The organism is Pedobacter sp. BS3, from assembly GCF_008274585.1.
GTDB lineage: Bacteria > Bacteroidota > Bacteroidia > Sphingobacteriales > Sphingobacteriaceae > Hufsiella_A.
Window position 1 is genome coordinate 869771 of sequence record NZ_VTRT01000001.1, and the last position, 24951, is coordinate 894721.

Consider the following 24951-nt stretch of genomic DNA (forward strand, 5'->3'; position numbering starts at 1 on the left):
TTGACTTTTGATTTTTTAATTTTGACTTTTAGCAATGAATATAGACCGTTTTTTAACCGACGAACAGGATGCCAAGACAGCAGAAAAGGTGCTGACCAAGGTTCAGGATATGCTGACATCCGGAGAAGATCTGGTGTACCTGGCAGTGCAGAAAAAGCCCGTGGCTAATCTCATCCCCGACGCCATTGTGCTAACCAGCAAACGCATTATCTTTTGTATCCCCGGCAACCTGGGACTCACGACCAACTTTGAGATTTTTCTCTGGAAAGATATCAAGGAAGTGGCCTTTAAGGAGGAATTTTTTGGAGCCAAATTTACCGCCATCCCCTTAAAGGGTGAAAACCTGACCATTGATTACATCCCTAAAGTGCAAGCCCGTAAGCTGTACCAGTTTTCAAACCAGCAGCTTGAAAATCAGCGTGAAGCTGCACGTCAGCAGGAAATGGAAGATAAAAAGGCAAGTGTTCCGCCGGTAGCGGTTAATGTGCAGCCAGAACCTGTAAAACCGCCGGTTGTTGAAGAACCTGAACCGGCCGACGAGGTGACGCAGAAATTACAGCGTCTTAAAATGCTGTACGAAAAGCAACTGATCACTGGCGAAGAATACGAAGCTAAAAAAGCCGATATCCTATCGCAACTGTAGCCGCTCATGACATTTAAAAATTCCCGGTATGCAAAAGCGCTCCTCAGCGCTTTTTTACTTTGGCTGGCCTGGCCGCCGATGCCCTACACGGCACTGTTACTGCTTATAGGCTTTATTCCGCTCTTAAGTGTGGTTGAGGATATCCTGCAATGGGATGGTCAAAAAAAGGGGAAACAGGTATTTGGAATAACCTTTCTGTCCTTTTTTGTGTGGAATACAGCATGTATCTATTGGGTATTTAACGCCATGGATGCCGTAATGCCAACCTGGGTGGCCCTGCTCATTTCACTGATTCCTTTCGGATTGGCAGCCGTGCTCATGGCGCTGGCGTTCTGGTTATATTACCGCCTGCGCCGGGTTACCGGCAAGGTAACAAGCTATATCGGTTTAGTTTGTTTCTGGATAGGTTATGAATACCTGCATCAGAGCTGGGATCTGGCCTTCCCCTGGATGAATCTCGGCAACGGGCTGGCGCAATTCCACCAGTTGGCGCAGTGGTACAGCATTACCGGCGTTTACGGCGGCACGCTTTGGATACTGCTGGTCAATATCCTGCTGTATGAAGCGCTGTTAAGTCCCCGGAAAACGTGGAAACGGTTTATCGCTCCGGTGGCCCTCATAATCATCCCGGCAGGCATATCGCTGGCCATGTATTTCAGCTACCGCGAAAAAGAAGACCCTTCAAATGTAGTGGTGGTTCAGCCCAATGTAGACCCTTACGAAAAGTTCGGGCATTTATCTACTGCCGAACAGGTTCAAAATCTTATCCGATTATCGGATTCTGTGGCACAGGTGAATACCGAATATTTTATCTGGCCCGAAACGGCTATTCCACAGTACACCGATGAGGATAAGATACGATACGACCTGAATTTCAGGACAGTGCAGAACTTTTTGCAGCAATATAAAAATGGCAACGTCATATCGGGCATCTCCAGCTATACCTTATACAACACAGCCAAAACGCTTACCGCCAATTTTGACGCCAACTCCGGCATGTATTACGATAGCTTCAACGCCGCCATCCAGATAGAAAACTCGGCACACGTTGATTTTTATCATAAATCCAAGCTGGTTCCGGGTGTAGAGCAATTGCCTTTTGCCAAGGCGCTGGCTTTTTTGAAACCGGTATTTGCCGGTTTTGGCGGCACTACAGGCAGCTACGGCAGTCAGCCGGAACCTTCGGTGTTTTTTGCGCAAAGCGGTATCGGGGCGGCACCTGTAATTTGTTACGAATCCATTTGGGGCGCTTACGTGGCGCAGTACGTTAGCAAAGGCGCACAGTTCATTGCCATTATTACCAATGATGGCTGGTGGGGAAACACATCCGGCAAAGACCAGCACCTGGAATATGCCAAGCTGCGGGCCATAGAAACGCGGCGCTGGGTAGCCCGCTCTGCCAATACCGGAATTTCAGCCTTTATTAACCAGCGTGGCGATATTGTACAACGCACTAAATGGTGGACTGCTAAAGCATTAAAACAGGATATCAATCTGAACGAGGAACTGACCTTTTATGTGAAATTCGGCGATTATATCGCTTTCGCGGGATGTTTGGGCTGTGGCCTGTTTGCTGCTTTGCTGCTGTTAAACGTGAGGAAAAGAAGTTTTAAGTGGTAGGCTATGTTTTAAGTTAGCATTGTGCAGGGCCTTTCTTTACATAGCTGTAACAAACTCAAATAGCATTTATTTGTTTAAGCGAATATGAATTTAAAACAGATTTGGGTAACCGTATGCTTCCTGGGCGGAGTTGCGGTTTCAGGTTATGCACAGGATATTCATGCCAGCGATGTTCCGGCTGTAGTAAAAAATACATTGAATAAGGCTTATCCCAATGCAACAGACATTGATTGGGAAAAGAAAGGCGTAAACTACGAGGTTTCCTTTGATATCGGTCGCGTAGATCATAAGATGCTGATAGCCCCGACAGGAAAGGTGCGGTCTCAGCAACGGGATATTGCCAGATCCACGCTTCCGGCAAGCATTACCAGTCATGTAAAAGCCAATTACCCCAAGGCTAGGATTGACGATGTGGAACGCATCGAATCGGACGGTAAGATCAGCTACAAGGTAGACATCGATGGTACTCCGGATAAAACCTTATGGTACTCCGCCAATGGCAAGCTGATTAAAAGTATCAATGATTAATTCGTTGTGTATCTCACGCTAAGCTCGCAGAGGTTTTCACGCAAAGCTTGCGAAGAGAGAATCCTTGGCGTTTTTAGCGTGATAACCTTGGCGTTCTGGCGTGAGACTTTTTTCACGCAAAGCCCGCAAAGCTTTTTCACGCAAAGCTCACAAAGAGAGAAACCCTTGGCACTCTTGGCGAGGGCTTTTTCGCAGACTACCTAAAGACAAGCACGTGACAGGTTGAGGAGACTATAAGATTATAAGTTTTTGAGATAACTTATGACCATAACTCTATCAAATTATAAACTTACCGACCAACAGAAAACCCGCATTACAATATTCCAAACTATTTGTTTTAAAAAAAATGACATTTCTATACCAAATCAATTTATTTCCTGTATTTTAGCGGTTTATAGTGGGATATCAGCATCTGCAACATCAATGAGTTTAAAGATTGACGCGATAATCGGGATAGTGTGCTCCGTATTATTTTTTTCATCATGTGCTTCCAGGAAGAATGTATTGTTTAATACGCCAAATGATAAAAACATACCCAACGTACCGGTATATGTCATTGAAAAAGGCCGCGATAGCCTGGCCAGTAAAGAGCAAATTATCCAGCCGGGAGACATGCTGTTTATACGTAATCTACAGGATGACGATCTGATCAATGGACTTAACGGCAGTAATTCTTCATACGGCAGCCAGCAAACACAATACGGGTACCGCGTAGAAAATGACAGCTCGGTTGTACTACCTGTGGTCGGTAAGGTCAAACTGGGCGGAGTGAAACGAACCGAAGCGGAACAACAGCTAAATAAACTTTATCAATCCATCTTATTAAAATCCCCCATCATTACCCTGACCATTACTAATTTAAAGGTTTCTTTATTGGGGGAATTCAGCAAACAAGGCAATTATAATTTAAACAAAGATCAGATACACCTGGTGGATATCATCAGCGAGGCCGGAGGCTTTACCAACCGGGCTAACAAACGGGAGATCAAGATCATCCGGGGTGACCGGGCACATCCCCAGGTCATCTCCGTGAACCTGGAAGATATCCGGAGTGTAGCAAATCCCTTGCTATACCTCCAGAACAACGATATTATCTATGCTAAGCCCAAATCGATCTTCAATGCCTTAGATCAGCTGAACCCGGCCACTTCTTTCCTGGGTATCGGGCTTACCCTGGTGAACAGTTTCATATTAATTTATACCCTTTCCAAATAAACATGCCTGCAGAAGTTCTCAAAGAAGCTAAAGCTCCACTAAAACAAGAACTGGACTACGCCAAATTCCTGAAGATCGTTCTGAGCCGATGGTATTGGGTTGCTGCCACACTCATTATCGCTCTGCTAACAGCTTACCTATACCTGTGGTATACACCCAAACAGTACACATCCAGTATTTACCTGAAGTTCAAAGACGAAGAATCCGGTATCAACGAGGTTTTAAAGTCATCCCTCAATCTCAATAAGGTTAACAACATTACTTCCGAGAGTTGGGTAATCCGTAGCAAAACTGTTCTGAATAAAGCCGTGGATCATTTTGACTGGCAGGTGAGCTATTTCATTGACGGCAAGGTACGCATCTCGGAAATGTATCCCGACAAGCCTTTCGTGGTTCATATCCTGAAACAGGACAGCCTGAACTTTTTCCGGGGGCCCATACATTTCCGACAGACCGGGAAGGATATCCTGATCTCCTATATCCGGGATGAACAACCCATTGAATTACATACGACGTATAGTAAGCCCATTCACCTACCGGGTATATCCTTTTATATTGAGCAGAATAATAACCTGAGTGCTGATGCTCTGTTTTACTTCCGTTTCAATAACCGACCAGAATTCGCCGCTCGTATTGGCAGGAATTTAAACATTTCTGAGGCCGAAAAATACTCTAACATCGCACAAATCACCAAAATCGATGAGAACCCGGTGTTTGCTCGTAATGCGCTTAACGCCATTGCCCGGGAATACCTGAATCAGGATCTTATACTTAAGAGCCAGTCAGCTACGCAGATCATCGATTTTATTGATGCCCAACTCACCTACCTGTCTAAAAACGTGCATGAAAGTGGGAATAAGCTGAAGGATTTCAAGCAACGGAATAATCTGCTTCAATTAGGAGACCGGTCAAAGGATGTTTTTGAATCCATTAAGTCGCTTGAAACCGAGAAGCGAACCATTGAACTGCAATTGCTGGAACTGAAACAATTGGATGAACAACTGAATAGCAATCAGGATATCGCTTTGAATTTCAATCTGAGCGGACAACTGGATCCGCTTTTAATGCAATTAATTAACGATTGGAATAAAACTCAACTGGATAAAGCGACTTTATTGGAAACCTATACCAAACAAGCAGAAAAAGTCCAGAATATAGATAAAACCTTGCAATTAATTAGAAATGCTGCTAAAGTAAATATTCGGTCAAATCAAGCCAAATTAATTACGAATAAGAATTTTATTGACAAGAAACTGGCACAGGAATATCTCAAGTTAAATGGATTACCAACGCAGGAACGAGCCCTGTTCGACTTGCAACGCGATTACGACATCAATGATAAGATTTATACCCTGTTATCCCAGAAGAAACTGGAAGCACAGATTTCCAGGGCTGCTGTACTGCCAGGAGCCGTATTAGTTGACGCGGCTCAGAGCAACCCTATTCCGGTAGCGCCCAACCGGGCCAGTGCTTGGAAGTTTTCCTGGATCATCGGTCTGGCTTCCGGTGTCGGGCTCATCTTCCTGGTGCGTGCCTTGAACCCTTATATTTACGATAAGGAGATGATCGAAAGCCTGACCAATACACCTATTGTTGGCCTCATCCGGCATTATCCTGGTAAGATCGATGAAGACAGCCGACAACTGTTATCTATCATCCAACCCAAATCCCTGTTCGCCGAATCGGTACGCTCCGTACGTACCAATCTCAGCTTTATTGCCGGTGAGAAAAGCAGTAAGGTGGTTTGTATCACTTCCGAGATCTCTGGTGAAGGAAAATCTTTCGTATCCGTCAACATCGCCGCCTCGCTGGGTTTAATTGACAAAAAAGTCATCCTGATCGCGGCTGATCTTCGAAAATCCCGTATCCATCGAAATTTTGAACTGGACAATACTCACGGTTTGAGCACCTACCTGGCCCATCAAAGTACGTTGGAAGACATTATCAAACCCAGCGGTGAACATAACCTCGATCTGGTTACTGCCGGCCCTGTACCACCGAATCCTGCCGAGCTAATGTATAAGGCACGTTTAACGGAGCTGATTGAAACATTGCGATCCCGTTATGATTTTATCATTTTTGATACGGCTCCTATCGGACTGGTATCCGACGCCCTGCCATTGATCCGCATGAGTGATGTAAACCTGTTCGTAATTCGCACAGGCAAATCGAAATTCTCGGCCGCCTCTATCCCCGATCGTATTGCAGGCGAATACCAGTTGAACAATACCTTTATCATCCTAAACGACTTTGTACAGGACCAGTTCTATTCGCATTATTATACCACCAAATATTCTGATGGCTATTACGGCTATTACTATTCAGCCAATACGTATTATTCTGACGGGTATTATGACGATGAGGGGGTACGGCGGGGCTGGCTAAAACGCACCTGGGGGAAAGTTAAAAAGAAAATTGGGCTTTCCTGAGGTTAGGAATGAGTGTATGATACGTGATGAAGGACATAGCTGGTACCCGGTATATACCCACGCCCGGGCAGAGAAAAAGGCATACGAGAGTTTAGTGCGGAAAGGCCTGGAATGTTACCTGCCTTTAAGCCGGACGCTGAAACAATGGAGCGATCGCAAGAAATGGGTAGAAGAGCCGCTGATCCGCTCCTACCTGTTTGTTCGCATTCATCCTAAACAACAGGCCGACGTGCTGATGACATCCGGCGTCTGCCGTTTCCTGTATTTTTCTGGAAAAGTAGCCACCATGCCCGAACGGCAGATCGAACAACTGAAACTCTTATTAGCATCCAGCGCTGAACTGGAGGTAACTGATCATCCCTTTGAAGCGGGTGACCAGGTGCTGGTTAAAGCCGGTGCTTTACAGGGACTCCGGGGTGAGCTGGTTTCCCACCGTTCGGCACAGCGTTTCCTGGTACGCCTGGATCATATCGGGCAATCGCTATTGGTACAGGTACCGGCAGCCTACCTGGAGCCATTGATGGTACAGAAAGAAGGGAGGGGTCAGCGTGTATAGTCAACCCTGGGTGTTTAATGCCGGAGATTGCTTCACGCTTGAACACCAGCCAACGCTCTCCAGAAGTATCGGGACAATGACGTTCCTATTTTCGTCATTGCGAAGAAGCAGGACAGACATAAGGAAAGGCAGCGGACGAAGCAATCTGTTGCCTGAAAAAGTTCAACAAATATATCTAAAACTAAGAGATTGCTTCACGCCTACACACCAACCTAAGCTTCCGTTCGCAATGACGCTCCTATATACGTCATTGCGAGGATGTAGCCACAGGATGTGCCTGAGCTGCAGACGAAGCAATCTGCTACTTAAAAAAGATTGCTTCACGTCTATACTCCACCCAACGCTCCGGTTCGCAATGACACGGAAGTTGATAGATATTACAAGTAATTTTCCTCGTAAACGGAAAAGCTATAATTTTATACCATCCTTTGTGATGAGTTAATAACGCATCCTGTTTTTTTGCAGGATTTTACATAACGGTTATCCACCTTGTTGGCCGCTCTTTTTTTAAAAGACTGTGACTGACGGGGCGAAGCTGTGGGAGAGTGAGGCTGAGGATAAGGTTGAGGTCAAGTATAAGTACAATACGGAGAGTATGTATTACCGTTTTGAGGATATGCCGGTATGGCAACTTGCAATGGATTACGCTGTCAAAATTCATGAACTGACCAGCCGGTTACCTAAGTCCGAAGATTATGGGCTTACCAGCCAGTTACGCCGGGCAGCTTTGTCCATCTCAAGTAATCTTGCTGAAGGCTTTGGCAGGGAAACCGCGGCGGACAAGAAAAATTTCTATATCATGTCCAGAGGGTCGCTGCTTGAAACAAGCAGTCAACTCATGTATGGACACCAGGTAGGTTACTTCAGCCAGCAAGAGGTTGAAATGCTAAAATTGTTTTGTGACAAACTCCATTTTTCCCTGAATAAATTGATTAAATCGTTTAAGTAATGTTTGTTACTAAACCTCAGTCTTAACCTCATCCTTATCCTCAACCTCAGCCACCGTGTGTCGAATAGCAGGAATTATTTCATCCAAGACTGAGCCGGCGGAGACGTACCGGCAGGTGAAGGCCATGTGTCAGAGCCTGCAGCATGGCGGGCCGGACGATGAGGGTATATACCTGAGCCCGGACGGTGCGGTGTGCCTGGGGCACCGGCGGCTGGCCATCCTGGATCTTTCGGAAGCGGGACACCAGCCGATGAGCGCCGATGAGGGACAGTTATGGATCAGCTTTAACGGGGAAATCTATAATTTCAGAAAACTACGGGCGAAGCTGGAAAAAGCCGGATCCCGGTTTACCACACAGACCGATACGGAAGTTATCCTGAAAGGCTACCAGCACTGGGGAACAAAAGCCTTCAGTGCACTACGGGGAATGTTCGCGTTTGCCTTATACGACCGGCGAAAACAAACGCTATACCTGGTACGTGATTCGCAGGGCATCAAGCCCCTGTATTATTACCATAAACATGGACAGTTAAGTTTCGCGTCGGAGGTAAAAGCATTTAAGCATTTACAAAATCCTCCGGAAACTTATACCGACTGGCCTGTCGCGTTTTTGAGCCTGGGACACCTTCCCGAGCCGCTGACCACACTACAGGGTGTTTTCATGCTGCCTAAAGGCCATTATCTTGAGGTTAAGGTTGAGGCTGAAACCGAGGTTGAGGTTAAGACCTATTATGAGGATATCGCTGAATATATTATTACAGACGATGCAGATGTACAGGCACAAGTTGATTCCCTGCTTGATCAGGCCATTCAACAGCAGTTGGTTTCGGATGCCCCTATCGGTGTATTCCTGAGCGGTGGTATTGACAGTTCCCTGCTGGCGCTTCAGGCAGCCAAATACCAGGGCGAGCAGCTCATTACCACTTCCATTCACTTCCCGGAAGATCACTATTCAGAAAAATGTTACCAGGATCTGATCAGCAAACGTTTGCCGGGTAAACATGTCGCCCAACAAATTACCCAACAGGACTTTGAAACGTATTTTGAACACATTCTGTCGGGTATGGACCAGCCCTCGGTTGACGGCATTAATTCGTGGTTCGTTTCCAAAGCCGCACGCGAAGCGGGCTTAAAAACCGTAATTTCGGGTATTGGCGCCGATGAGCTATTTGGTGGCTACCCTTCCTTTCGCAGGGTACCGCAACTACCGTTTATCCGGAAGTTACGCCTTCCGATGAGCTTATATGCAAACCTAACTCAGCGGGATACACTTCAGCGGGCAGCGTATCTGGAACACAGCCCCAGAAGCATATTTGAATACCTCTTTCTGCGAGGCTTTTACACAACCGGACAGTTAAAGACATTATTCAGCATACCTGGGGCTAAGCAATACGAACTATTGCATACGCTGCCAGAACCTCCGGATAAACCGCAGGAATATACTGGAGCGATGGCTTCCTGGTATGAACAGCATTATTTTATGCAAAACCAATTGCTGAAAGACACTGACAATATGAGTATGCAGCATGGCCTGGAAATCCGGGTTCCTTTCCTGGATGAAACGCTGGCAGCATTTACCAGGCGATTGCCGCCGGCAACCCTCTACCCGGCTAATCAACCGGCAAAACATTTCCTGATCCATGCTTTTAATAATCTGTTACCCCGGGAAATATGGGATCGCCCAAAAATGGGTTTTACATTTCCATTCCAGCAATGGCTTAAATCACACAACCGTTACCGGGAGTTGAAAGGCCGGTATACACGGAATCCGGCAGCCAAAAAGCTCTTTGCCGGTTATGAACAGGATAAGGTACACTGGTCTAAGATCATGAGCCTGCTGGTACTGGAACAATTCGGCGGCGAATCTTTACTGAGCGCCTGATGAAAAAAGTGTTGTTTGCTGGTTTAAGCGCTTTCGCCCATACGGGCGGCATTGAGAAGGTAAACCGGAACTGGTTAAAGGTACTTAGTCAACTGGCCGAGCAGGATGGCATCCGGTTCTCCGGGCATATCCTGGCCGACAGATCACCGGATGAACGATATATCAATAATCGTTATTTTAAAGGTTACCAACGGCAGCGCTTCCGTTTTCTGTTTGCTACCTGCCGGCAGGCCCTTCGCTCGGATATCATCATTATCAGCCATGTCCACCTGGCTCCGCTTGTTGTATTCATCAAGAAATTGTGTCCTTCAATCAAGATTTATCTTCATGCGCATGGTATCGAGGTGTGGCACTCTCTTAACAGAATGCAACTGCAGGCCTTGCGGTTAGCCGACAAGATACTGGCAGTAAGCCGGTATACCCGGCAGCAACTCATTGAACAACATCAGGTTCCTGGAACCCATATCGAGGTATGGCCTAATGCCCTCGACGTGTTTTTTTATGTTCCGGATAACCTGAATAAACCCGCTTATCTTTTGGAACGTTATGGGCTTAGTTCCACACAAAAAGTGCTGCTTACTGTAACCCGCTTATCTTCGGAAGAGCAATATAAAGGATACGATAAGGTGATCCAGGCGCTGCCTTACCTGCTGAAACAGTATCCGGGCCTTGTTTACCTGGTAGTGGGCAAGGCCGATCCGGCGGAGCAGCAACGGGTCAATATACTGATTGAAGATGCAGGATTGCAGCACAATGTAAAACTATTGGGTTACGTGGATGAGCAAGAACTGGTTGATCATTATTTATTAGCGGATAGCTATGTAATGCCCAGTACCGGCGAAGGGTTTGGCATCGCCTTTATTGAAGCCACAGCCTGCGGGCGCCCGGTGCTGGCCGGCAATAGTGACGGCAGTGCAGATGCCGTTCTCCCGCAAACCGGCCTGTTATGCGATAGTGATAATCCGGATAATCTACTGAAGAAACTCCGGGAATTACAGACTTTCCCTCAATCCGCAAGTACCATACAAGAGGCTACCGTGAAGCAATATGGCTTTGACGCCTACCGGCAACGCATTGAACAACTTATTTTATCTGAATGACAATGCAATGCGACAGGCCTACAAAGGAATCCGGCTATACCAAACGAGCCTTAAACCGAGATTTCATACGTATATGCTTCGACAAGCTCAGCGTGACGCCTTGTGAATAAAACAACATTAAACATGGAAGCTGAAAAGACAGGACATACCGAAAACGAATGGGACCTGGAGATCAAACCACATAACAACCTGTTTGAGCTTCACCTGGCCGATGTATGGCGTTACCGCGACCTGCTTGGTTTGCTGGTACGCCGGGATTTTGTAAGCTTTTATAAACAGACCATCCTGGGACCACTCTGGTTCTTCATTCAGCCGCTGTTCACTACTTTGATCTATACGTTTGTATTCGGTAACCTGGCCGGTATCTCTACCGATGGGCTACCCCAACCCCTGTTCTATATGGCGGGTATTACCGCCTGGAATTATTTTGCTGACTGCCTCACCAAAACCTCTACCGTATTTAAAGACAATGCCAATATTTTCGGAAAAGTTTATTTTCCCAGGCTGGTAATGCCTTTGAGCATTGTCATCAGCAACCTGGTACGCTTTGGGGTACAATTCCTGCTGTTCCTGCTACTTATGGTGTATTATTATCTGCATAACGCTAATGTGCAGCCGAATACGTATATCCTGCTTTTCCCGGTATTGGTTCTCCTGATGGCCGCACAGGGACTTGGGTTGGGCATGATCATCTCGGCCATGACCACCAGGTACCGCGACCTGGCCTTCCTGGTCACCTTCGGGATACAGTTGCTCATGTATGCCACCACGGTGATCTACCCGCTAAGCACAGCGCTGGAGAAATACCCGGAATACGCCTGGATCATTCAATATAACCCGATGACACCCATTATTGAAACCTTCCGGTACGGGTTCCTGGGCAACGGAACCTTCAACTGGGCCTTCTTGGGCTATGCCACCGCAGTTACCGTGGTTATTTTACTGGCAGGCATTGTGATCTTCAATAAAGTGGAGAAGACGTTTGTGGATACGGTTTGATTCGTTTGTCGTTCTTCGTCCTTCGTCTTTTGTTTATCGTTTATCGTCCGTCGTTTATCGAACAACAAGCAACAAGCAACGAGCAACAAACAACGAATATCAAATACATCATGGAGAATAAGTTAGAGGTTTGGAAAAAGGCTCACCAGCTCACTCTAAAAGTGTATGAGTTAACTAAACAATTCCCATCTTCTGAGCAATTTGGATTAACCAGCCAGCTTAAAAGATGTGCGGGTAGCATTCCCTCAAATATTATTGAGGGTCAATCGAGACAATACAAAAAAGAATTTATCCAATTCCTTTATATATCGAAAGGATCTTTATCAGAAACAGAATATCACTTGTTTCTGGCAAAAGATTTAAAATATATAACCGAAGATCAATACCAGGATATTTCAACAGATATTATATCCATAAGAATGATGCTGAATAAATTAATCAGTAGCTTGAAATGATTGGGGCTTTCGTTTATCGTCCGTCGTTTATCGTCCGTCGTTTATCGTTTGTCGAATAACGAACAACGAACAACGAGCAACGAACAACGAACAACGAACAACGAGCAACGAACAACGAGCAACGAGCAACGAACAACGAATAACGAGCATCGAATAACGAATAACGAACAACGAATATCGAGCAACGAACAACAAATGGTATCAATAAAAATTGCTATATTTATATAATTCAGTTTATACTATAGCTATGCAAACTATATTATTACAGATAAATAACGACAAGGCTTATCAGCTTTTAAAAGACCTGGAGGACCTTAAGATCATCAAGGTACTAAAGCAAAGTACAGACATCGAACAAGTACCTTTATCAGAGAAATTTGCAGGTTCATTAAAGTTATCTGAAGACGAGTATAAAGAATTTCAGGAATACCTTACCGAAGTGCGTAACGAATGGGACAGGAATATTTGATCGATTCTAATATACTTATCGGATATCTAGATAATAAATTGCCGGAAAGAGGCATGTTATTCATGCACACTGTTTTTAATGATATTCCCAGAATCTCTGTGATTACCAAAATTGAGATATTACGGTTTAACGCACCTGAAAAAGCGTATAAGGTATTACAGGAGTTTATCAAATCATCTTTAGTGTATAGTCTTGATAATATCACAGTTGATAAAACGATAGCTTTATGTAAACTGAAAAAAATCAAGCTTCCTGATGCAATTATAGCCGCAACAGCATTAATTAACAAGCAAATACTGCTAACAAGAAATACTTCTGATTTTAAAAACATCCCTGGTTTAGAGGTAATCAATCCTTTCGAATTCGCATAGTTTCGTTTGTCGTCCATCGTCTTTCGTCTTTCGTCTTTCGTCCATCGTTTATCGAGCAACGAACAACGAATAACGAACAACGAATAACGAACAACGAATAACGAACAACGAATAACGAATAACGAACAACGAATAACGAATAACGAATAACGAACAACGAACAACAAGCAACGAATAACGAACATGTCCAACATAGCAATAAAAGCAGAAAGGCCCCTCTTTAATTCTCCCCCAAGGGGAGAAGATTTATTTCAGTTTCCATTCCAAGTTTTACTCCATGTCAATAGCCATTAAAGCAGAAAATCTTTCTAAAGCGTACCAACTGGGTGAAATTGGTACCGGCACCATCAGCCGTGACCTGGAGCGCTGGTGGGCTAAGGTTCGGGGAAAGGAAGATCCTTTCCTGAAGATCGGTGAGACTAACGACCGCAGCACCAAGGGAAACAGCGACGTGGTATGGAGCTTAAAGGATATTAACTTTGAAATTGAGCAGGGTGACGCGGTGGGTATTATCGGACGTAATGGCGCCGGCAAAAGTACACTGCTTAAAATATTAAGCCGGGTGACTTCCCCGACAACCGGATCGGTGAAGATCAAAGGACGGGTAGCCAGCCTGCTGGAAGTCGGCACGGGCTTCCACCCCGAACTGACCGGACGGGAAAATATTTTCCTCAACGGCGCTATCCTCGGCATGCGCAAAAAGGAAATTAAACGCCGGCTGGATGAGATCGTGGATTTTGCCGGTGTGGAACGTTATCTTGATACCCCGGTAAAGCGCTATTCCAGCGGCATGTATGTGCGCCTGGCTTTCGCGGTAGCCGCCCACTTGGAGAGCGAAATCCTCATTGTGGATGAAGTTTTAGCAGTGGGCGACGCAGAATTTCAAAAGAAATGCCTCGGTAAAATGGGTGACGTGAGTAAAGGAGAGGGAAGAACGGTGTTGTTTGTGAGCCACAATATGGGTTCGATAAGACACTTATGTTCAAACGCTATTTATCTTAAAAATGGTATGATTTCAGGATATGGTGAAACTGATAAAATAATTTTTCAATATATCAATGCAGATCCTATTGATAATTCTATAGAAAACTTTAGCCATATACCCAGAGCTGATAAGAACTATGGCAAAGAATTTAGTTTTGAGCATTGCCAAACCCTTTCTAAATTGTCAGACGTTAGCAATTCTTTTTTATATGGTGAAGAATTAAGTTTTAAGATAAAGGCTTATGCCAAAAGTCCTTTGGAAAAAATGAACATCGGGTTTAGGATAGAAGACGACATGGGCATTTCTTTAACAGGACCGAGATCAATGGATCATGGTATTGGGTTTGATATTGATGGGTATAAAGATATAGAGATTGAATTCCCCGGCTTTAATCTTGCACCAGGCCGATATTTTATAACTCTTACCGGGATTTACAGGGGAGTTTGTTTGGATCAGGTAGAGAAATGTATAGCTTTTGATGTTAGGCATGAGCTTGCGAATAGAACTATCCGCCCACATTCTGGTGCATGGGGCAAAATTATTACACAACCCAGGTGGAAAAGTTAATATGCCAGAATGTATAAAAGATAAAATTAATTCACATCTCTATACACTATATCCTAATTTAGAGGAAGTAGCTGAAGTATTTGAGATTGATCCAGGAAAATATATTTGGGATATTAGAAGATTTGATCTTGCTACAAAATATGTTTTTCTATCCGAGAGACGGAAGGCCCATGGGAGCTGGTTTCATGATATTTATTATGAACACATTAAAGCATTTTCAGGAGGCTCCTTTAAAGAAGGTGATGGTTTAAAGGATAGTTTTGTTGATTTTTTAAGCAATCTTGAGCTTTTAATAAATAAATTTGAAAAAGAAAATTTTAACAATAATCTATCCTATATTCCTATAAGTAACCAAACAATCATCGATGGCTCTCATCGTGTCAGCTTAGCAGCATTTTATCAAAAAAAATTAAAAGCCATTACTCTCAACTCTATTCCGGAGCCTAACTATTCTTATCAATTTTTCAGGGAAAACCAACAACCATCGTGGGTTAATGACTACGTGTATTTACAACGAGTCAATTCTAATCCTAATATTAGAATTATCCATATAAATCCTAAAGCTAATATCACAGATGCCGGTGTATTGGAAATTTTGAAAAAGCATAATACAATTGTTGAATATACCAAAGAAATAACATTAAAAAAGACTGCCTTTCGGTTTATAGTAAGAGAGTATTATAAAAATGAAAGATGGATTGGGGATTATAGCAATAAATTTGCCGGAATTACTAACCATGCCACCCAATCCTGGAAAAGAAGGAAATCATTAAGAGTTTTTTATGTCTTGCAGCCTGACCTGGAGGTTTTAAATAAAATAAAATCCGAAATCAGGCAGATTTGCGATATCGGAAATTTCAGTGTACATATTAATGATACATACAGCGAGACCAGAAGACTGTCGGATATTTTTTTAAATGACAACTGTATTGATTTCTTAAATCACATTCTCCCCAACAATACATTCTGGAACTTTGACAAATTTTTAAAATCACTAAAAAATACTTTACCAGACAACGATGAGGATTTCATCTTCGTTGGAAGTTTGCCTCTTACACTTATTGGGTTAAGAAATAATAGAGACTTTGATATTATTACAAAGGATGAGCATAAATATGAAGCGCTTAAAGTTTTGTTTCCAGAAATAGACAATCATAATAATTATTTGTCTACATTTAATTATAACACCTTAGATATTCTTTATGACCCCAGGAATTATTTTAAATGGCAAGGTTACAAGTTTCTAAGTTTAGCTTTTTTATGGAAATTTAAAAAACGAAGAAACGAGACTAAAGATAAAATTGACTTTATTATACAAGTAGTCTCAAGAGTGAGATTCCCACTAAATTATTCCTATTTATACACAGGATTACAAAAAATCACCTATTTATTTAATCGCATGCACATTATAAATATTTTACGGAGAATTAAAAAACTATTATATAATGAAGAAACAAAATTAAAATTAATACACTTTTTATCGTTCAACGATGGTCGAATAAAATTTAAAAACCATATTCTTTATTTTCCTAAAGGGTATACGATAATTGAACGTTACTTTAAACAGGGTTATGAGCCTGAATTAATTAATCATATCTCTAACAACCCAGCTTTACAAAAAAAAATCACCTTTATAGATGTGGGGGCAAACATTGGATTATTATCTTCTCTATTGTTAGAGAAGCTGGATATAAAAAACCTTTTTCTATTTGAGCCTGGCAACCATCAATTTAAGTTTTTAGAGAGGAGCTTCAAACCGCTTGAAAAAGCCACGGTATATAATGTAGCAGTAGGTAGCACCACTCAAATAGTGGACTTTTATGTTCACCATCCCATCCATACTTCAGGCGATGGAATCGTAGACACACAGCGGGCAGGAAAAACTAAAAAAGTTAAAGTCAATCAAGTATCTCTAGATAACTGGTGGCAGGATACAGGCCAGCCTAAAATAGATTTATTGAAAATTGATGTTGAAGGTTACGAATATAATGTATTATTGGGGGCAAGAATATTGATACAAAACACCAAGCCCGAAATTTATTTAGAAATCAATCCAAAAAATCTAAAACACCAATCCCATACCCTTACTGATTTATTAAAGCTACTCAAAGAGTTTAATTATGAAGTATTTGATTTAGATAATAATAGAATGGAAGCCGAAAATGATTTTCAAGCTTCATTGGATGACAATTTCTATGCCAGGCCCCAATAAACTCCCTATCACTGCCATAGTAGCCAGTTATAATGAAGGTCATCTCTTAGAGCGGTGCTTAAGCGCCTTATTCTTTTGCGATGAAATCATTGTGATTAATTTATTATCAACAGATAATACTGTTGAGATAGCAAGAAAGTATGCTACTAGGATTTTAAATTATCCTCATTACCCCATTGTAGAACAGGCACTTTATTATGCTATACCAGAGGCCCGGCATGAATGGATTTTACTAACAGACCCGGATGAAGAGACAAGTATTAAATTAGCAAATCATATAATTAAGCTATTTCAGAACAAGGAAGTTTATCAATATAGTGCTGTTAGAGTTCCTATACAATTCTACTTTAAAAGCACTCCTTTAAAAGGTACTATATGGGGAGGTTATTTTAATAACTGCAGATATATGTTTAGAAAGGGGCATTTCTCAGTTTATAACGAAGTACATGGAGGGACTCGAATAAATGATAGTAAAAAAATCCTGAATGTATATCGTAGTGAGTACTCTCTTGTAAATCATCATTACTGGATGACCTCTTGGCATCAGCTTTTTGAAAAACATCATAGATATAATTCCAAAGAAGCCCAGAAATTATTTAACACTGGTGAGACTTTTTCATTAAAAAAACAACTACTAACAACTATAAAGGCATTCAGAAGTAGTTATATAATTACCAGGGGTTATAAAGATGGAATCATCGGATTATTATTATCTATTTTTTGGGCATATTATAATTTTATGAACTGGCATGAATTAAAGAAACTCCAAAACCAACCAAAGTAAAATGCCCGTAGTTCTATTTTTAAGTTTTTTTTTAAAATGCAAAAAGGCGAGTAGCAACTTTATTAAGACTTTTATATATAGAACCTATTACAGGCTCAAAAAGAAAAATATAATTCCACATTCAGGTACTTTTATTAAAGGGATCGATAATATAAATTTAAATGGAAGACTAGAGATTGGATTTTTAGAAAATGGATTTGGATTAAGCTCGGATAAAAGTTTTTTCAATATACGTGGTAAACTGATTATTGCAGGAAACTACTCCGTTGGCAAAGGGTGCAGACTAGATATTGGCCCCAACGCTGTTGTCACCATTGGGAAAGGCGGGTATATAAACAATAACTGCTTGTTTGTTATTATGAACAAATTGATTATTGGGGAAAACACCATCATATCCTGGAACTGTCAATTTTTAGATGAAGATTTTCATCATATTACATATGAAGGTCAGTCTCAAAAGGAAAGCGGTATACATATAGGTAATAATGTGTGGATAGGATGTAATGTAAAAATATACCGGGGAGTAACTATTCCCGATGGCTGTGTAATTGCGGCTGATTCCGTAGTCAAAAGTTCATTTACAGAGACCAGCCTTTTAATTTCAGGCTTTCCTGCTAAGGCTGTAAAACGAAATGTAACCTGGCACGTTTAACTATGTCTGCTTTGGTTCCCAATTTTAAATTATCTATTGTTACTATTAACCTCAACCATGCAGCAGGATTAGAGCGCACTATTATATCGGTTAAGAATCAAACCAGCCTGGACAAAATAGAATATATTGTTATTGATGGTAATAGTACCGATGGGTCGCAGGAAATCGCTAAGAAATATGCAGCCACCATTAATTATTATACGTCAGAGAAAGACCAGGGTATTTATCAAGCCATGAACAAGGGTATCGCCCGTGCAAATGGTGAATATCTTTTATTTCTAAACTCTGGCGATACCTTGTATGATCATTCAGTGATTCAAAGCTTTCTTACCTACGAGAAACAGGTTCCTCAGCAGGATGTATACTATGGAAGGATTGCTTATGCTAATAAAAATACCAGAGCTGCAAAGCATAAAATAATTCCAAGCATGGAGTTATTTGCTATTGATTCATTGCCACACCCTGCAAGCTTTATCGCCAAAAAACTTTTTAGTGAAATAGGTTTGTATAATGAAAATTACAAGATTATTTCTGATTGGATCTTTTTTTTTAGTGCATATATCGCTCAAAAAAAATTACATTATATCGACTTGTTAGTAACAATCTTTGAGCCTGGAGGAGTTTCTTCCAACCACCATGTATCTTACGAAGAAAAACTTAGTTTTATCAAAGATTTTTATCCTAATTTTTTAATTGATTTTGAGTATTTAAACAACATGCGATACTTCAGGTTGTCCAGACTGCATAACCTGATAAGGAGATTATTACAAAAATGACCAAGAGCAAGGGAGTTGTGTATGTTGCCAGCGGCAGTTCATATATTAAAGAAGCGGTTTTTTCTGCTACATCTTTTAAAAAGCATAATGCTGAACCTATATGCTTAATTACCGACCGGTTATATCCCGAAGAAAACCTGGAAATATTTGACACTATATTAATAAGACCTTGTCAATACAACTATATTGATAAATTATTAGCCATAGAAACTCCCTATGATAAAACCATATTTTTAGACACGGATACGTATGTATGCCAGGATCTAAGTGATTTATATGGTTTATTGGATTATACCGAATTTGCCATTCATCAGGCAGATGAAGGATACGAGCATATTATTTATGAGTTTAACGGGGCCATGCCTGAATTTAATACAGGCGTATTTGCGTTTAGGAACACACAACCGGTTAAAAAGCTATTCGGGGACTGGCAAGCTTCTTATCATAGAAAACCGGAAATAAGTACTGACCAATATCATCTCAGATGGGCCCTTTATAACTCGACAATCAGGTACAGTACATTTTCAACAGCTTATAATTTTATTACTTATTATCCTAACTACACTTTACAAAAGGTAAAAGTATTACATGGCAGGCCTCAAAACCAGTTGCCTATTATTGAAAAGGACCTTAATCATATCCGCCATAAGAATGGCTGGCGCAGGTTTTATTATCCTATTTCTCATCATGGCATTATGATATATCAAGATTTAACCGTTCCCGATACGCTCAAATTAATTTTTTACTTAATGCTAAATCTCATGAAATTATGTAAACGAGGCATTTTACAGTTTATTAAAAGATTATCATAAAAACAGTCGATGAAGGATAACTCAACGTTAGAACGTCTACACACTGAATATATAGGCGAAGTTGCAACTGAACATTTGCACAGGTATGCAATTGCTGCAGAGCTTACAACTGGCAAGACCATTTTAGATATAGCATGTGGAGAAGGATATGGTAGCCATCTATTGTCCAATACTGCAGCGTATGTATATGGTATTGATATTGATAAACCTACCATCGATAAGGCAACTATCAAATATCGAAAAGAAAATTTATCTTTTAAACAGGGAACCACTTCCGATATACCATTAGACGATAATTCGGTTGACATTATCGTAAGTTTTGAGACTATTGAGCACCACGATGAGCACCAGCTAATGATGCGTGAATTTAAAAGGGTTTTAAGAAAAGATGGCCTTGTAATTATTTCTACACCTGATAAACTGAATTATTCGGACAAAAGAAACTATAAAAATGAATTTCATATTAAGGAGTTATATAAAGATGAGTTTGAATCTTTATTAAAAGAAAACTTTCAATATGTCGATACCTATTTTCAAAAAATGACATATGCATCCATAGTTGTCAATTTTACCAAGGAGCATTTTCTAAAAGAGTTTTCGGGAGATTTTACCCATGTGTCTTCTAAATCAAAAGAAAATTTTATATATCTTTTGTGTATTGCTTCCGATACAGATTTACCAGCCCTTGGTAATAGTTATTTTATACATTCTTTAGACAATATAATACAGGATGTTGTCAAAAGAGTTCGGGGATCTTTGAGTTACCGATTAGGCAATGCATTATTATCTCCAGCCAGATTCTGTAGAAATTTATTTAGGTAAAGTGGTTTCAGTTATAATACCTAATTATAATCATGCCCAATTTCTTGAAAAAAGAATCGATAGCATTTTACATCAAACATATCAGGATTTTGAGGTCATTATTCTAGATGATTGTTCTACAGATAATAGTAAAGAAATAATAAGCCAATATCATAATAATAGTCATGTTAGTCATGTTGTCTACAGCAAAACAAATAGCGGTAGTCCCTTTAAACAATGGCTTAAGGGAATAGAGCTTGCGAAAGGTAACTATATTTGGATTGCAGAAAGCGATGATTTTTGTGACAATAACTTTCTGCATGTAGCAACAAGCCGTCTAGATACCGGGAATATCGATTTGTTTTTCTGTAAATCAATACGTGTTGATGAGAATAATAATCTTCTTGATGAGTTAGAATGGTGGTATCATGATATGTCTGGCTCTCGTTGGACAGAAAATTATACTAATGCGGGGGATAGTGAAATAAGAACCTATTTGTATAAAAAGAATGTAATAGTTAATGCCTCGGCTGTGGTATTTCAAAATAAACCGGATATATGTAAGTATTTAAAAAACATACAAGAATTTAAATATTGTGGTGACTGGCTATTCTGGCTTCAATATCTGAAATGCAGTAAGCAATTAAGCTACTCAACAGATACCCAAAACTTCTTTCGCTATCACCAGGCAACTACCAGAGGGAGTGCATCCATTGATCGAAATAGGGAAATTGCCGAAATTTTCAAATGGATAGTTTCAAACAACTATTATCTTAATAAGAAAGAGTTGATTGATTATTTTATAAAAAATCATATCAAACTACCTGGCCGAAAAAAGCCAATAAGCAGCCTTAAGGCTTTTGCGCCTTTTTTGAATGTTGAGCCGATAGCATTTTTGCATTTACTCAGATGGTTTTTAGCATTTTAGTATGAATATTTTATTTGTATCGTACGAATACCCGCCAGAAACAGGTGGTGGTGGCATAGGAAGCTATTTATTGCAATGTAATACCTGGCTTAATCAGTATGGACACACAGCTATTATTATGTGTGGCACATCTAAAAATACTGCTTTTTGGGAAACTGAAACCGTATTTAGAATACCTGCTATTAACTGGGCTGAATTTGATAAAAATTTACCATATTATATTGATAAATTGAATGTTGATTTTGATATCATTGAAGGTGTGGATTTCAGAGGGTGCGGTCTTAGCTTAGTAAATCATCAAAAGAACATTCCGGTACTTGCTCGTGCACATACCATTAATTATGTGGTAGATCTATATTTACAGCCTAAGTTGACATTAAAAGGTAAAATGCGCTTTGCATTAGGTGCACTCCGGCGAGGTAAATTTCCGAAGCTTCCTCAAGGCCCTCAAAAAGAGAATTATTCGAAAGAGTTTTTATTTTTGGAAAAAGCTGCAGCGATTGTTTCCCCTTCGAAAGCGCTAATGGAAACGTATAAGGAGCATGGTATCAGAAACAAATATTATCATCTGCCCTACCTTTTTACAATATCTAATCACTCTTCCACTCCTCCGCTATCTAGAATAGCTGATAGCACTAATAAGATCAAGATTGTTTTTTTTGGAAGACTGGAAGTGAGGAAAGGAATTTTAACTATTATAAAAGTAATTCCCCAAATTTTAAAGCGCTATAAGAATGTACATTTTTTCTTTATTGGGAATCCTGCACAATCTCCTCAACCGTCTTTATTAATGGATGCTTTTATCCGCCAAGAACTCAAACGATATGAAACTTCAGTAACAGTACTTCCTGCTGTACCTTATCATGAAGTAGGGAATCTTATTCAAGCCGGTGATATTTTCCTGATGCCAAGTTTATTTGATAATTTTCCAGTAGCTTGTTTAGAAGTTATGGCTGCCGGCAAATGTATTATCGCAACTAAAAGCGGAGGTATGGCTGAAATGATAGAAGACAGGAAATCCGGCGCTCTAATATATCCAGACGATGTAAAAGGGCTATTTAATGTTCTGTCTGAATTAATTATAAACAGTTCTTTACGAGACTTGTATGGCCGTATGGCCGCACATAGCATTGACCGTTATCATCCCAAAATTATCATAGAGCAGCAGATCTCCATCTATAAGGAAATTATAGAAGAATATAGAGCAGGAGATTGAAATTAGGCTTGTCAGATGAAATTATCTGTTGTTATATGCACCTATAACCCTAACCCGGGTATTTTTAACCGGGTGCTGGAGTCGTTAAGACAGCAAACACTTCCTAAAGAAGAGTGGGAGTTGATTATTATAGATAATGCAAGCACTATTTCTTTAGGTAATTTATTTGATTTAAGCTGGCATCCTCATCATAAAATCGTGCAGGAAAAACAGCCCGGCCTGGCTTACGCAAGACTTAAAGGAGTAAAAGAAGCATCAACAGAATTAATTGTTTTTATAGACGACGATAATATAGCTGATAAAGAATATTTAAATATTACATACGAATTTCATAAGGCACATCCAAATATGGGTGCATTCGGTGGCAAATCAATCCCAATATTCGAAACCACGCCTCCTCCTTGGTTTGCACAGGTCGAAATTAGTTTAGGATGTCGTGATCTGGGCAATGAGTTGTGTTTGTCATCATATAATGCGGAGGTTTACACAATTAAACAATATCCAAGTTTCGCACCCATTGGGACGGGCATGGTAATCACCAAGGTTGCCTTTTTGTCGTATGATAAGAATGTAAACAGCAATAAAACACGACTTAGCCTGGGAAGAAAAGGAGCTGTTCTTACCTCAGGAGAAGATAATGATATTATTTTAACCATTATAAAGGAAGGCTTTCAAATAGCCTATGTTCCTCAGCTTATTATTCATCACTTCATTCCGGCCAAAAGGTATAGCCTTTCCTATCTAAAAAAAATGGCCTATGAGAGTAATCGTAGCTGGATTAAAGTATTAAGTATACATGATATTTGTCCCTGGAGGCCTATAGCTCGGTGGACATATCCCTTCCGGATCTTTAAGTCATATATTAAGCATAAACCCTGGGAGTCTGAGGTTAATAAAATCAAATTTCATAGTTCTAAAGGCATCCTAAAAGGCCAATCCGAAATCAGGTGAATCAGCGGAATTATACCATCGATCTGTTGCGGGGAATAGCCGCGGCTATGGTAGTATTTTTCCACCTTAATGAGCCTATACCATATATTCATAATTTTTACCGTAGCATAGTTAAACTGGGGCATATTGGAGTCCCTGTTTTCTTTGTCATCAGCGGCTATTGTATCTTACTTGCTACCAGGCATTGTAAAAACAGTTTGGAATTTATATCCCGAAGATGCTTCAGAATTTTCCCAACATACTGGTTTAGTTTAGCAATTGTTTTAGCTGTTGCCATCTTCCAGAAACTTACTTTAGGAAATAATTCGGTAGCTGTTTTTCCCCATACTATATCCGATGCTTTAAAAACTATATTTATATTGACCAAGCCTTTTGGCAGTACAACCACTATTAACTGGGTATATTGGTCATTAACCTGTGAGCTGTTCTTCTACTTCATTATTGGCCTTGGCTTACTTTTTGGTTCCACAGCCCAACTATTTTATTTTATTGGGGCAATAAGCTTAGTAAGCATTTTTATTGACCCTAATCTATCAGCATATTTATTCTGGGTACCTTACTGGCATACCTTCGCTTTAGGAGCGGGTATCTATTATTTGCATTCTCAAAAACTCGCATATTATCGTCTAACCTTGCTGTTACTTATATTTTGCTTGGTGGGCTTATATCTATTCCATTATAAGATGGGCTATTATGCTTATGTAACAGCAACATTTGCCAGCGGCATATTAATCTACCTAAGCCCATACTTAAACCAATATCTAAACGAAAAGGTACAAAGATTAGGTGACTTATCATACTCCGTATACTTAATACATGTGCCCATTGGAGTTTATCTGCTGGGATTATTAAAAAATAATTTTATTCAGACTCATATAACAGCTAATATCCTATTCGACAGTGGCGTATATCTTATTGTACTATACATCAGCTATTATATTTATACTTACATTGAATCGCCAGCGATTATATATGGCAAACATTTCATTAAAAAGCGTGTTTAGGTCCTCCGGTACTTGCTGATAATGCAAAAAATTATTAACTGTTTATA

24 protein-coding genes are annotated in these 24951 nt (G+C 40.6%); all 24 read left to right on the forward strand.

The window, feature by feature from the left end:
* Positions 1–34 precede the first annotated feature (34 nt).
* The 24 genes from FW774_RS03775 to FW774_RS03895 all read left to right on the forward strand — a co-directional run bounded on the left by FW774_RS03775 (position 35) and on the right by FW774_RS03895 (position 24904).
* Complete coding sequence (locus tag FW774_RS03775; protein ID WP_149346795.1) at positions 35–643, forward strand: PH domain-containing protein; 609 nt, start codon at positions 35–37, stop codon at positions 641–643.
* A 6-nt stretch (positions 644–649) separates the two neighbouring features.
* Positions 650–2263, forward strand: coding sequence for an apolipoprotein N-acyltransferase (lnt, locus tag FW774_RS03780; RefSeq protein ID WP_149346796.1), 1614 nt, complete (start codon positions 650–652; stop codon positions 2261–2263).
* Between the two features lie 84 nt (positions 2264–2347).
* Positions 2348–2791 carry a PepSY-like domain-containing protein gene (locus FW774_RS03785; protein WP_149346797.1) on the forward strand — a complete coding sequence of 148 codons (444 nt, stop codon included), beginning with the start codon at positions 2348–2350 and terminating at the stop codon, positions 2789–2791.
* Between the two features lie 423 nt (positions 2792–3214).
* A complete protein-coding gene (locus FW774_RS03790) occupies positions 3215–4006 on the forward strand; it encodes a polysaccharide biosynthesis/export family protein (protein WP_187774795.1) in 792 nt (263 codons plus the stop codon).
* 2 nt (positions 4007–4008) lie between these two features.
* Positions 4009–6435 (forward strand): GumC family protein, encoded by a 2427-nt coding sequence (locus FW774_RS03795; RefSeq protein ID WP_149346799.1) that lies wholly within the window; start codon positions 4009–4011, stop codon positions 6433–6435.
* A 16-nt stretch (positions 6436–6451) separates the two neighbouring features.
* Positions 6452–6991, forward strand: coding sequence for a UpxY family transcription antiterminator (locus tag FW774_RS03800; RefSeq protein WP_149346800.1), 540 nt, complete (start codon positions 6452–6454; stop codon positions 6989–6991).
* A gap of 595 nt (positions 6992–7586) precedes the next feature.
* Positions 7587–7940 (forward strand): four helix bundle protein, encoded by a 354-nt coding sequence (locus FW774_RS03805; RefSeq protein ID WP_149346801.1) that lies wholly within the window; start codon positions 7587–7589, stop codon positions 7938–7940.
* Between the two features lie 55 nt (positions 7941–7995).
* A complete protein-coding gene (gene asnB, locus FW774_RS03810) occupies positions 7996–9822 on the forward strand; it encodes an asparagine synthase (glutamine-hydrolyzing) (RefSeq protein WP_149346802.1) in 1827 nt (608 codons plus the stop codon).
* Complete coding sequence (locus FW774_RS03815) at positions 9822–10922, forward strand: glycosyltransferase family 4 protein (protein ID WP_149346803.1); 1101 nt, start codon at positions 9822–9824, stop codon at positions 10920–10922. The genes asnB and FW774_RS03815 overlap by 1 nt, the downstream gene beginning before the upstream one ends.
* A 123-nt stretch (positions 10923–11045) precedes the next feature.
* The gene (locus tag FW774_RS03820) at positions 11046–11921 is read left to right on the forward strand and encodes an ABC transporter permease (protein ID WP_149346804.1); all 876 of its coding nucleotides are present in this window, start codon (positions 11046–11048) and stop codon (positions 11919–11921) included.
* A gap of 110 nt (positions 11922–12031) precedes the next feature.
* Positions 12032–12376: a four helix bundle protein gene (locus tag FW774_RS03825; protein WP_149346805.1), complete on the forward strand. Its 345-nt coding sequence runs from the start codon at positions 12032–12034 to the stop codon at positions 12374–12376.
* A gap of 247 nt (positions 12377–12623) precedes the next feature.
* On the forward strand, positions 12624–12845 hold the full coding sequence (locus tag FW774_RS03835) for a hypothetical protein (protein ID WP_149346807.1): 222 nt from the start codon (positions 12624–12626) through the stop codon (positions 12843–12845).
* The gene (locus FW774_RS03840; protein ID WP_149346808.1) at positions 12827–13216 is read left to right on the forward strand and encodes a type II toxin-antitoxin system VapC family toxin; all 390 of its coding nucleotides are present in this window, start codon (positions 12827–12829) and stop codon (positions 13214–13216) included. Before FW774_RS03835 ends, FW774_RS03840 begins: the two co-directional genes overlap by 19 nt.
* 277 nt (positions 13217–13493) lie before the next feature.
* Positions 13494–14768 carry an ABC transporter ATP-binding protein gene (locus FW774_RS03845; RefSeq protein ID WP_149346809.1) on the forward strand — a complete coding sequence of 425 codons (1275 nt, stop codon included), beginning with the start codon at positions 13494–13496 and terminating at the stop codon, positions 14766–14768.
* The gene (locus tag FW774_RS03850; protein ID WP_187774796.1) at positions 14689–16980 is read left to right on the forward strand and encodes an FkbM family methyltransferase; all 2292 of its coding nucleotides are present in this window, start codon (positions 14689–14691) and stop codon (positions 16978–16980) included. The genes FW774_RS03845 and FW774_RS03850 overlap by 80 nt, the downstream gene beginning before the upstream one ends.
* Entirely contained in the window at positions 16952–17764 is an 813-nt protein-coding gene (locus FW774_RS03855; protein WP_187774797.1) for a glycosyltransferase, read from the forward strand. The genes FW774_RS03850 and FW774_RS03855 overlap by 29 nt, the downstream gene beginning before the upstream one ends.
* A gap of 1 nt (position 17765) precedes the next feature.
* Positions 17766–18416 carry an acyltransferase gene (locus FW774_RS03860; RefSeq protein ID WP_149346812.1) on the forward strand — a complete coding sequence of 217 codons (651 nt, stop codon included), beginning with the start codon at positions 17766–17768 and terminating at the stop codon, positions 18414–18416.
* Between the two features lie 2 nt (positions 18417–18418).
* Positions 18419–19192, forward strand: a complete 774-nt coding sequence (locus FW774_RS03865) for a glycosyltransferase family 2 protein (RefSeq protein ID WP_149346813.1) — start codon at positions 18419–18421, stop codon at positions 19190–19192.
* Positions 19189–20004, forward strand: a complete 816-nt coding sequence (locus FW774_RS03870; RefSeq protein WP_149346814.1) for a putative nucleotide-diphospho-sugar transferase — start codon at positions 19189–19191, stop codon at positions 20002–20004. The genes FW774_RS03865 and FW774_RS03870 overlap by 4 nt, the downstream gene beginning before the upstream one ends.
* Before the next feature lie 9 nt (positions 20005–20013).
* Positions 20014–20826, forward strand: coding sequence for a class I SAM-dependent methyltransferase (locus FW774_RS03875; RefSeq protein WP_149346815.1), 813 nt, complete (start codon positions 20014–20016; stop codon positions 20824–20826).
* A complete protein-coding gene (locus FW774_RS03880) occupies positions 20780–21733 on the forward strand; it encodes a glycosyltransferase family 2 protein (RefSeq protein WP_149346816.1) in 954 nt (317 codons plus the stop codon). The genes FW774_RS03875 and FW774_RS03880 overlap by 47 nt, the downstream gene beginning before the upstream one ends.
* A 1-nt stretch (position 21734) precedes the next feature.
* Positions 21735–22949 carry a glycosyltransferase family 4 protein gene (locus FW774_RS03885; protein ID WP_149346817.1) on the forward strand — a complete coding sequence of 405 codons (1215 nt, stop codon included), beginning with the start codon at positions 21735–21737 and terminating at the stop codon, positions 22947–22949.
* A 15-nt stretch (positions 22950–22964) separates the two neighbouring features.
* Positions 22965–23900: a glycosyltransferase gene (locus FW774_RS03890; RefSeq protein ID WP_149346818.1), complete on the forward strand. Its 936-nt coding sequence runs from the start codon at positions 22965–22967 to the stop codon at positions 23898–23900.
* Entirely contained in the window at positions 23897–24904 is a 1008-nt protein-coding gene (locus FW774_RS03895; protein WP_149346819.1) for an acyltransferase family protein, read from the forward strand. Before FW774_RS03890 ends, FW774_RS03895 begins: the two co-directional genes overlap by 4 nt.
* The last annotated feature ends 47 nt before the right edge of the window (positions 24905–24951 follow it).

Bases quoted from the DNA above. Each gene is read 5' to 3' on its own strand.
- FW774_RS03775 (WP_149346795.1), top strand. From the start codon at position 35: ATGAATATAGACCGTTTTTTAACCGACGAACAGGATGCCAAGACAGCA.
- lnt (WP_149346796.1), top strand. From the start codon at position 650: ATGACATTTAAAAATTCCCGGTATGCAAAAGCGCTCCTCAGCGCTTTT.
- FW774_RS03785 (WP_149346797.1), top strand. From the start codon at position 2,348: ATGAATTTAAAACAGATTTGGGTAACCGTATGCTTCCTGGGCGGAGTT.
- FW774_RS03790 (WP_187774795.1), top strand. From the start codon at position 3,215: ATGAGTTTAAAGATTGACGCGATAATCGGGATAGTGTGCTCCGTATTA.
- FW774_RS03795 (WP_149346799.1), top strand. From the start codon at position 4,009: ATGCCTGCAGAAGTTCTCAAAGAAGCTAAAGCTCCACTAAAACAAGAA.
- FW774_RS03800 (WP_149346800.1), top strand. From the start codon at position 6,452: ATGATACGTGATGAAGGACATAGCTGGTACCCGGTATATACCCACGCC.
- FW774_RS03805 (WP_149346801.1), top strand. From the start codon at position 7,587: ATGTATTACCGTTTTGAGGATATGCCGGTATGGCAACTTGCAATGGAT.
- FW774_RS03815 (WP_149346803.1), top strand. From the start codon at position 9,822: ATGAAAAAAGTGTTGTTTGCTGGTTTAAGCGCTTTCGCCCATACGGGC.
- FW774_RS03820 (WP_149346804.1), top strand. From the start codon at position 11,046: ATGGAAGCTGAAAAGACAGGACATACCGAAAACGAATGGGACCTGGAG.
- FW774_RS03825 (WP_149346805.1), top strand. From the start codon at position 12,032: ATGGAGAATAAGTTAGAGGTTTGGAAAAAGGCTCACCAGCTCACTCTA.
- FW774_RS03835 (WP_149346807.1), top strand. From the start codon at position 12,624: ATGCAAACTATATTATTACAGATAAATAACGACAAGGCTTATCAGCTT.
- FW774_RS03840 (WP_149346808.1), top strand. From the start codon at position 12,827: ATGGGACAGGAATATTTGATCGATTCTAATATACTTATCGGATATCTA.
- FW774_RS03845 (WP_149346809.1), top strand. From the start codon at position 13,494: ATGTCAATAGCCATTAAAGCAGAAAATCTTTCTAAAGCGTACCAACTG.
- FW774_RS03850 (WP_187774796.1), top strand. From the start codon at position 14,689: ATGAGCTTGCGAATAGAACTATCCGCCCACATTCTGGTGCATGGGGCA.
- FW774_RS03855 (WP_187774797.1), top strand. From the start codon at position 16,952: ATGACAATTTCTATGCCAGGCCCCAATAAACTCCCTATCACTGCCATA.
- FW774_RS03860 (WP_149346812.1), top strand. From the start codon at position 17,766: ATGCCCGTAGTTCTATTTTTAAGTTTTTTTTTAAAATGCAAAAAGGCG.
- FW774_RS03865 (WP_149346813.1), top strand. From the start codon at position 18,419: ATGTCTGCTTTGGTTCCCAATTTTAAATTATCTATTGTTACTATTAAC.
- FW774_RS03870 (WP_149346814.1), top strand. From the start codon at position 19,189: ATGACCAAGAGCAAGGGAGTTGTGTATGTTGCCAGCGGCAGTTCATAT.
- FW774_RS03875 (WP_149346815.1), top strand. From the start codon at position 20,014: ATGAAGGATAACTCAACGTTAGAACGTCTACACACTGAATATATAGGC.
- FW774_RS03880 (WP_149346816.1), top strand. From the start codon at position 20,780: ATGCATTATTATCTCCAGCCAGATTCTGTAGAAATTTATTTAGGTAAA.
- FW774_RS03885 (WP_149346817.1), top strand. From the start codon at position 21,735: ATGAATATTTTATTTGTATCGTACGAATACCCGCCAGAAACAGGTGGT.
- FW774_RS03890 (WP_149346818.1), top strand. From the start codon at position 22,965: ATGAAATTATCTGTTGTTATATGCACCTATAACCCTAACCCGGGTATT.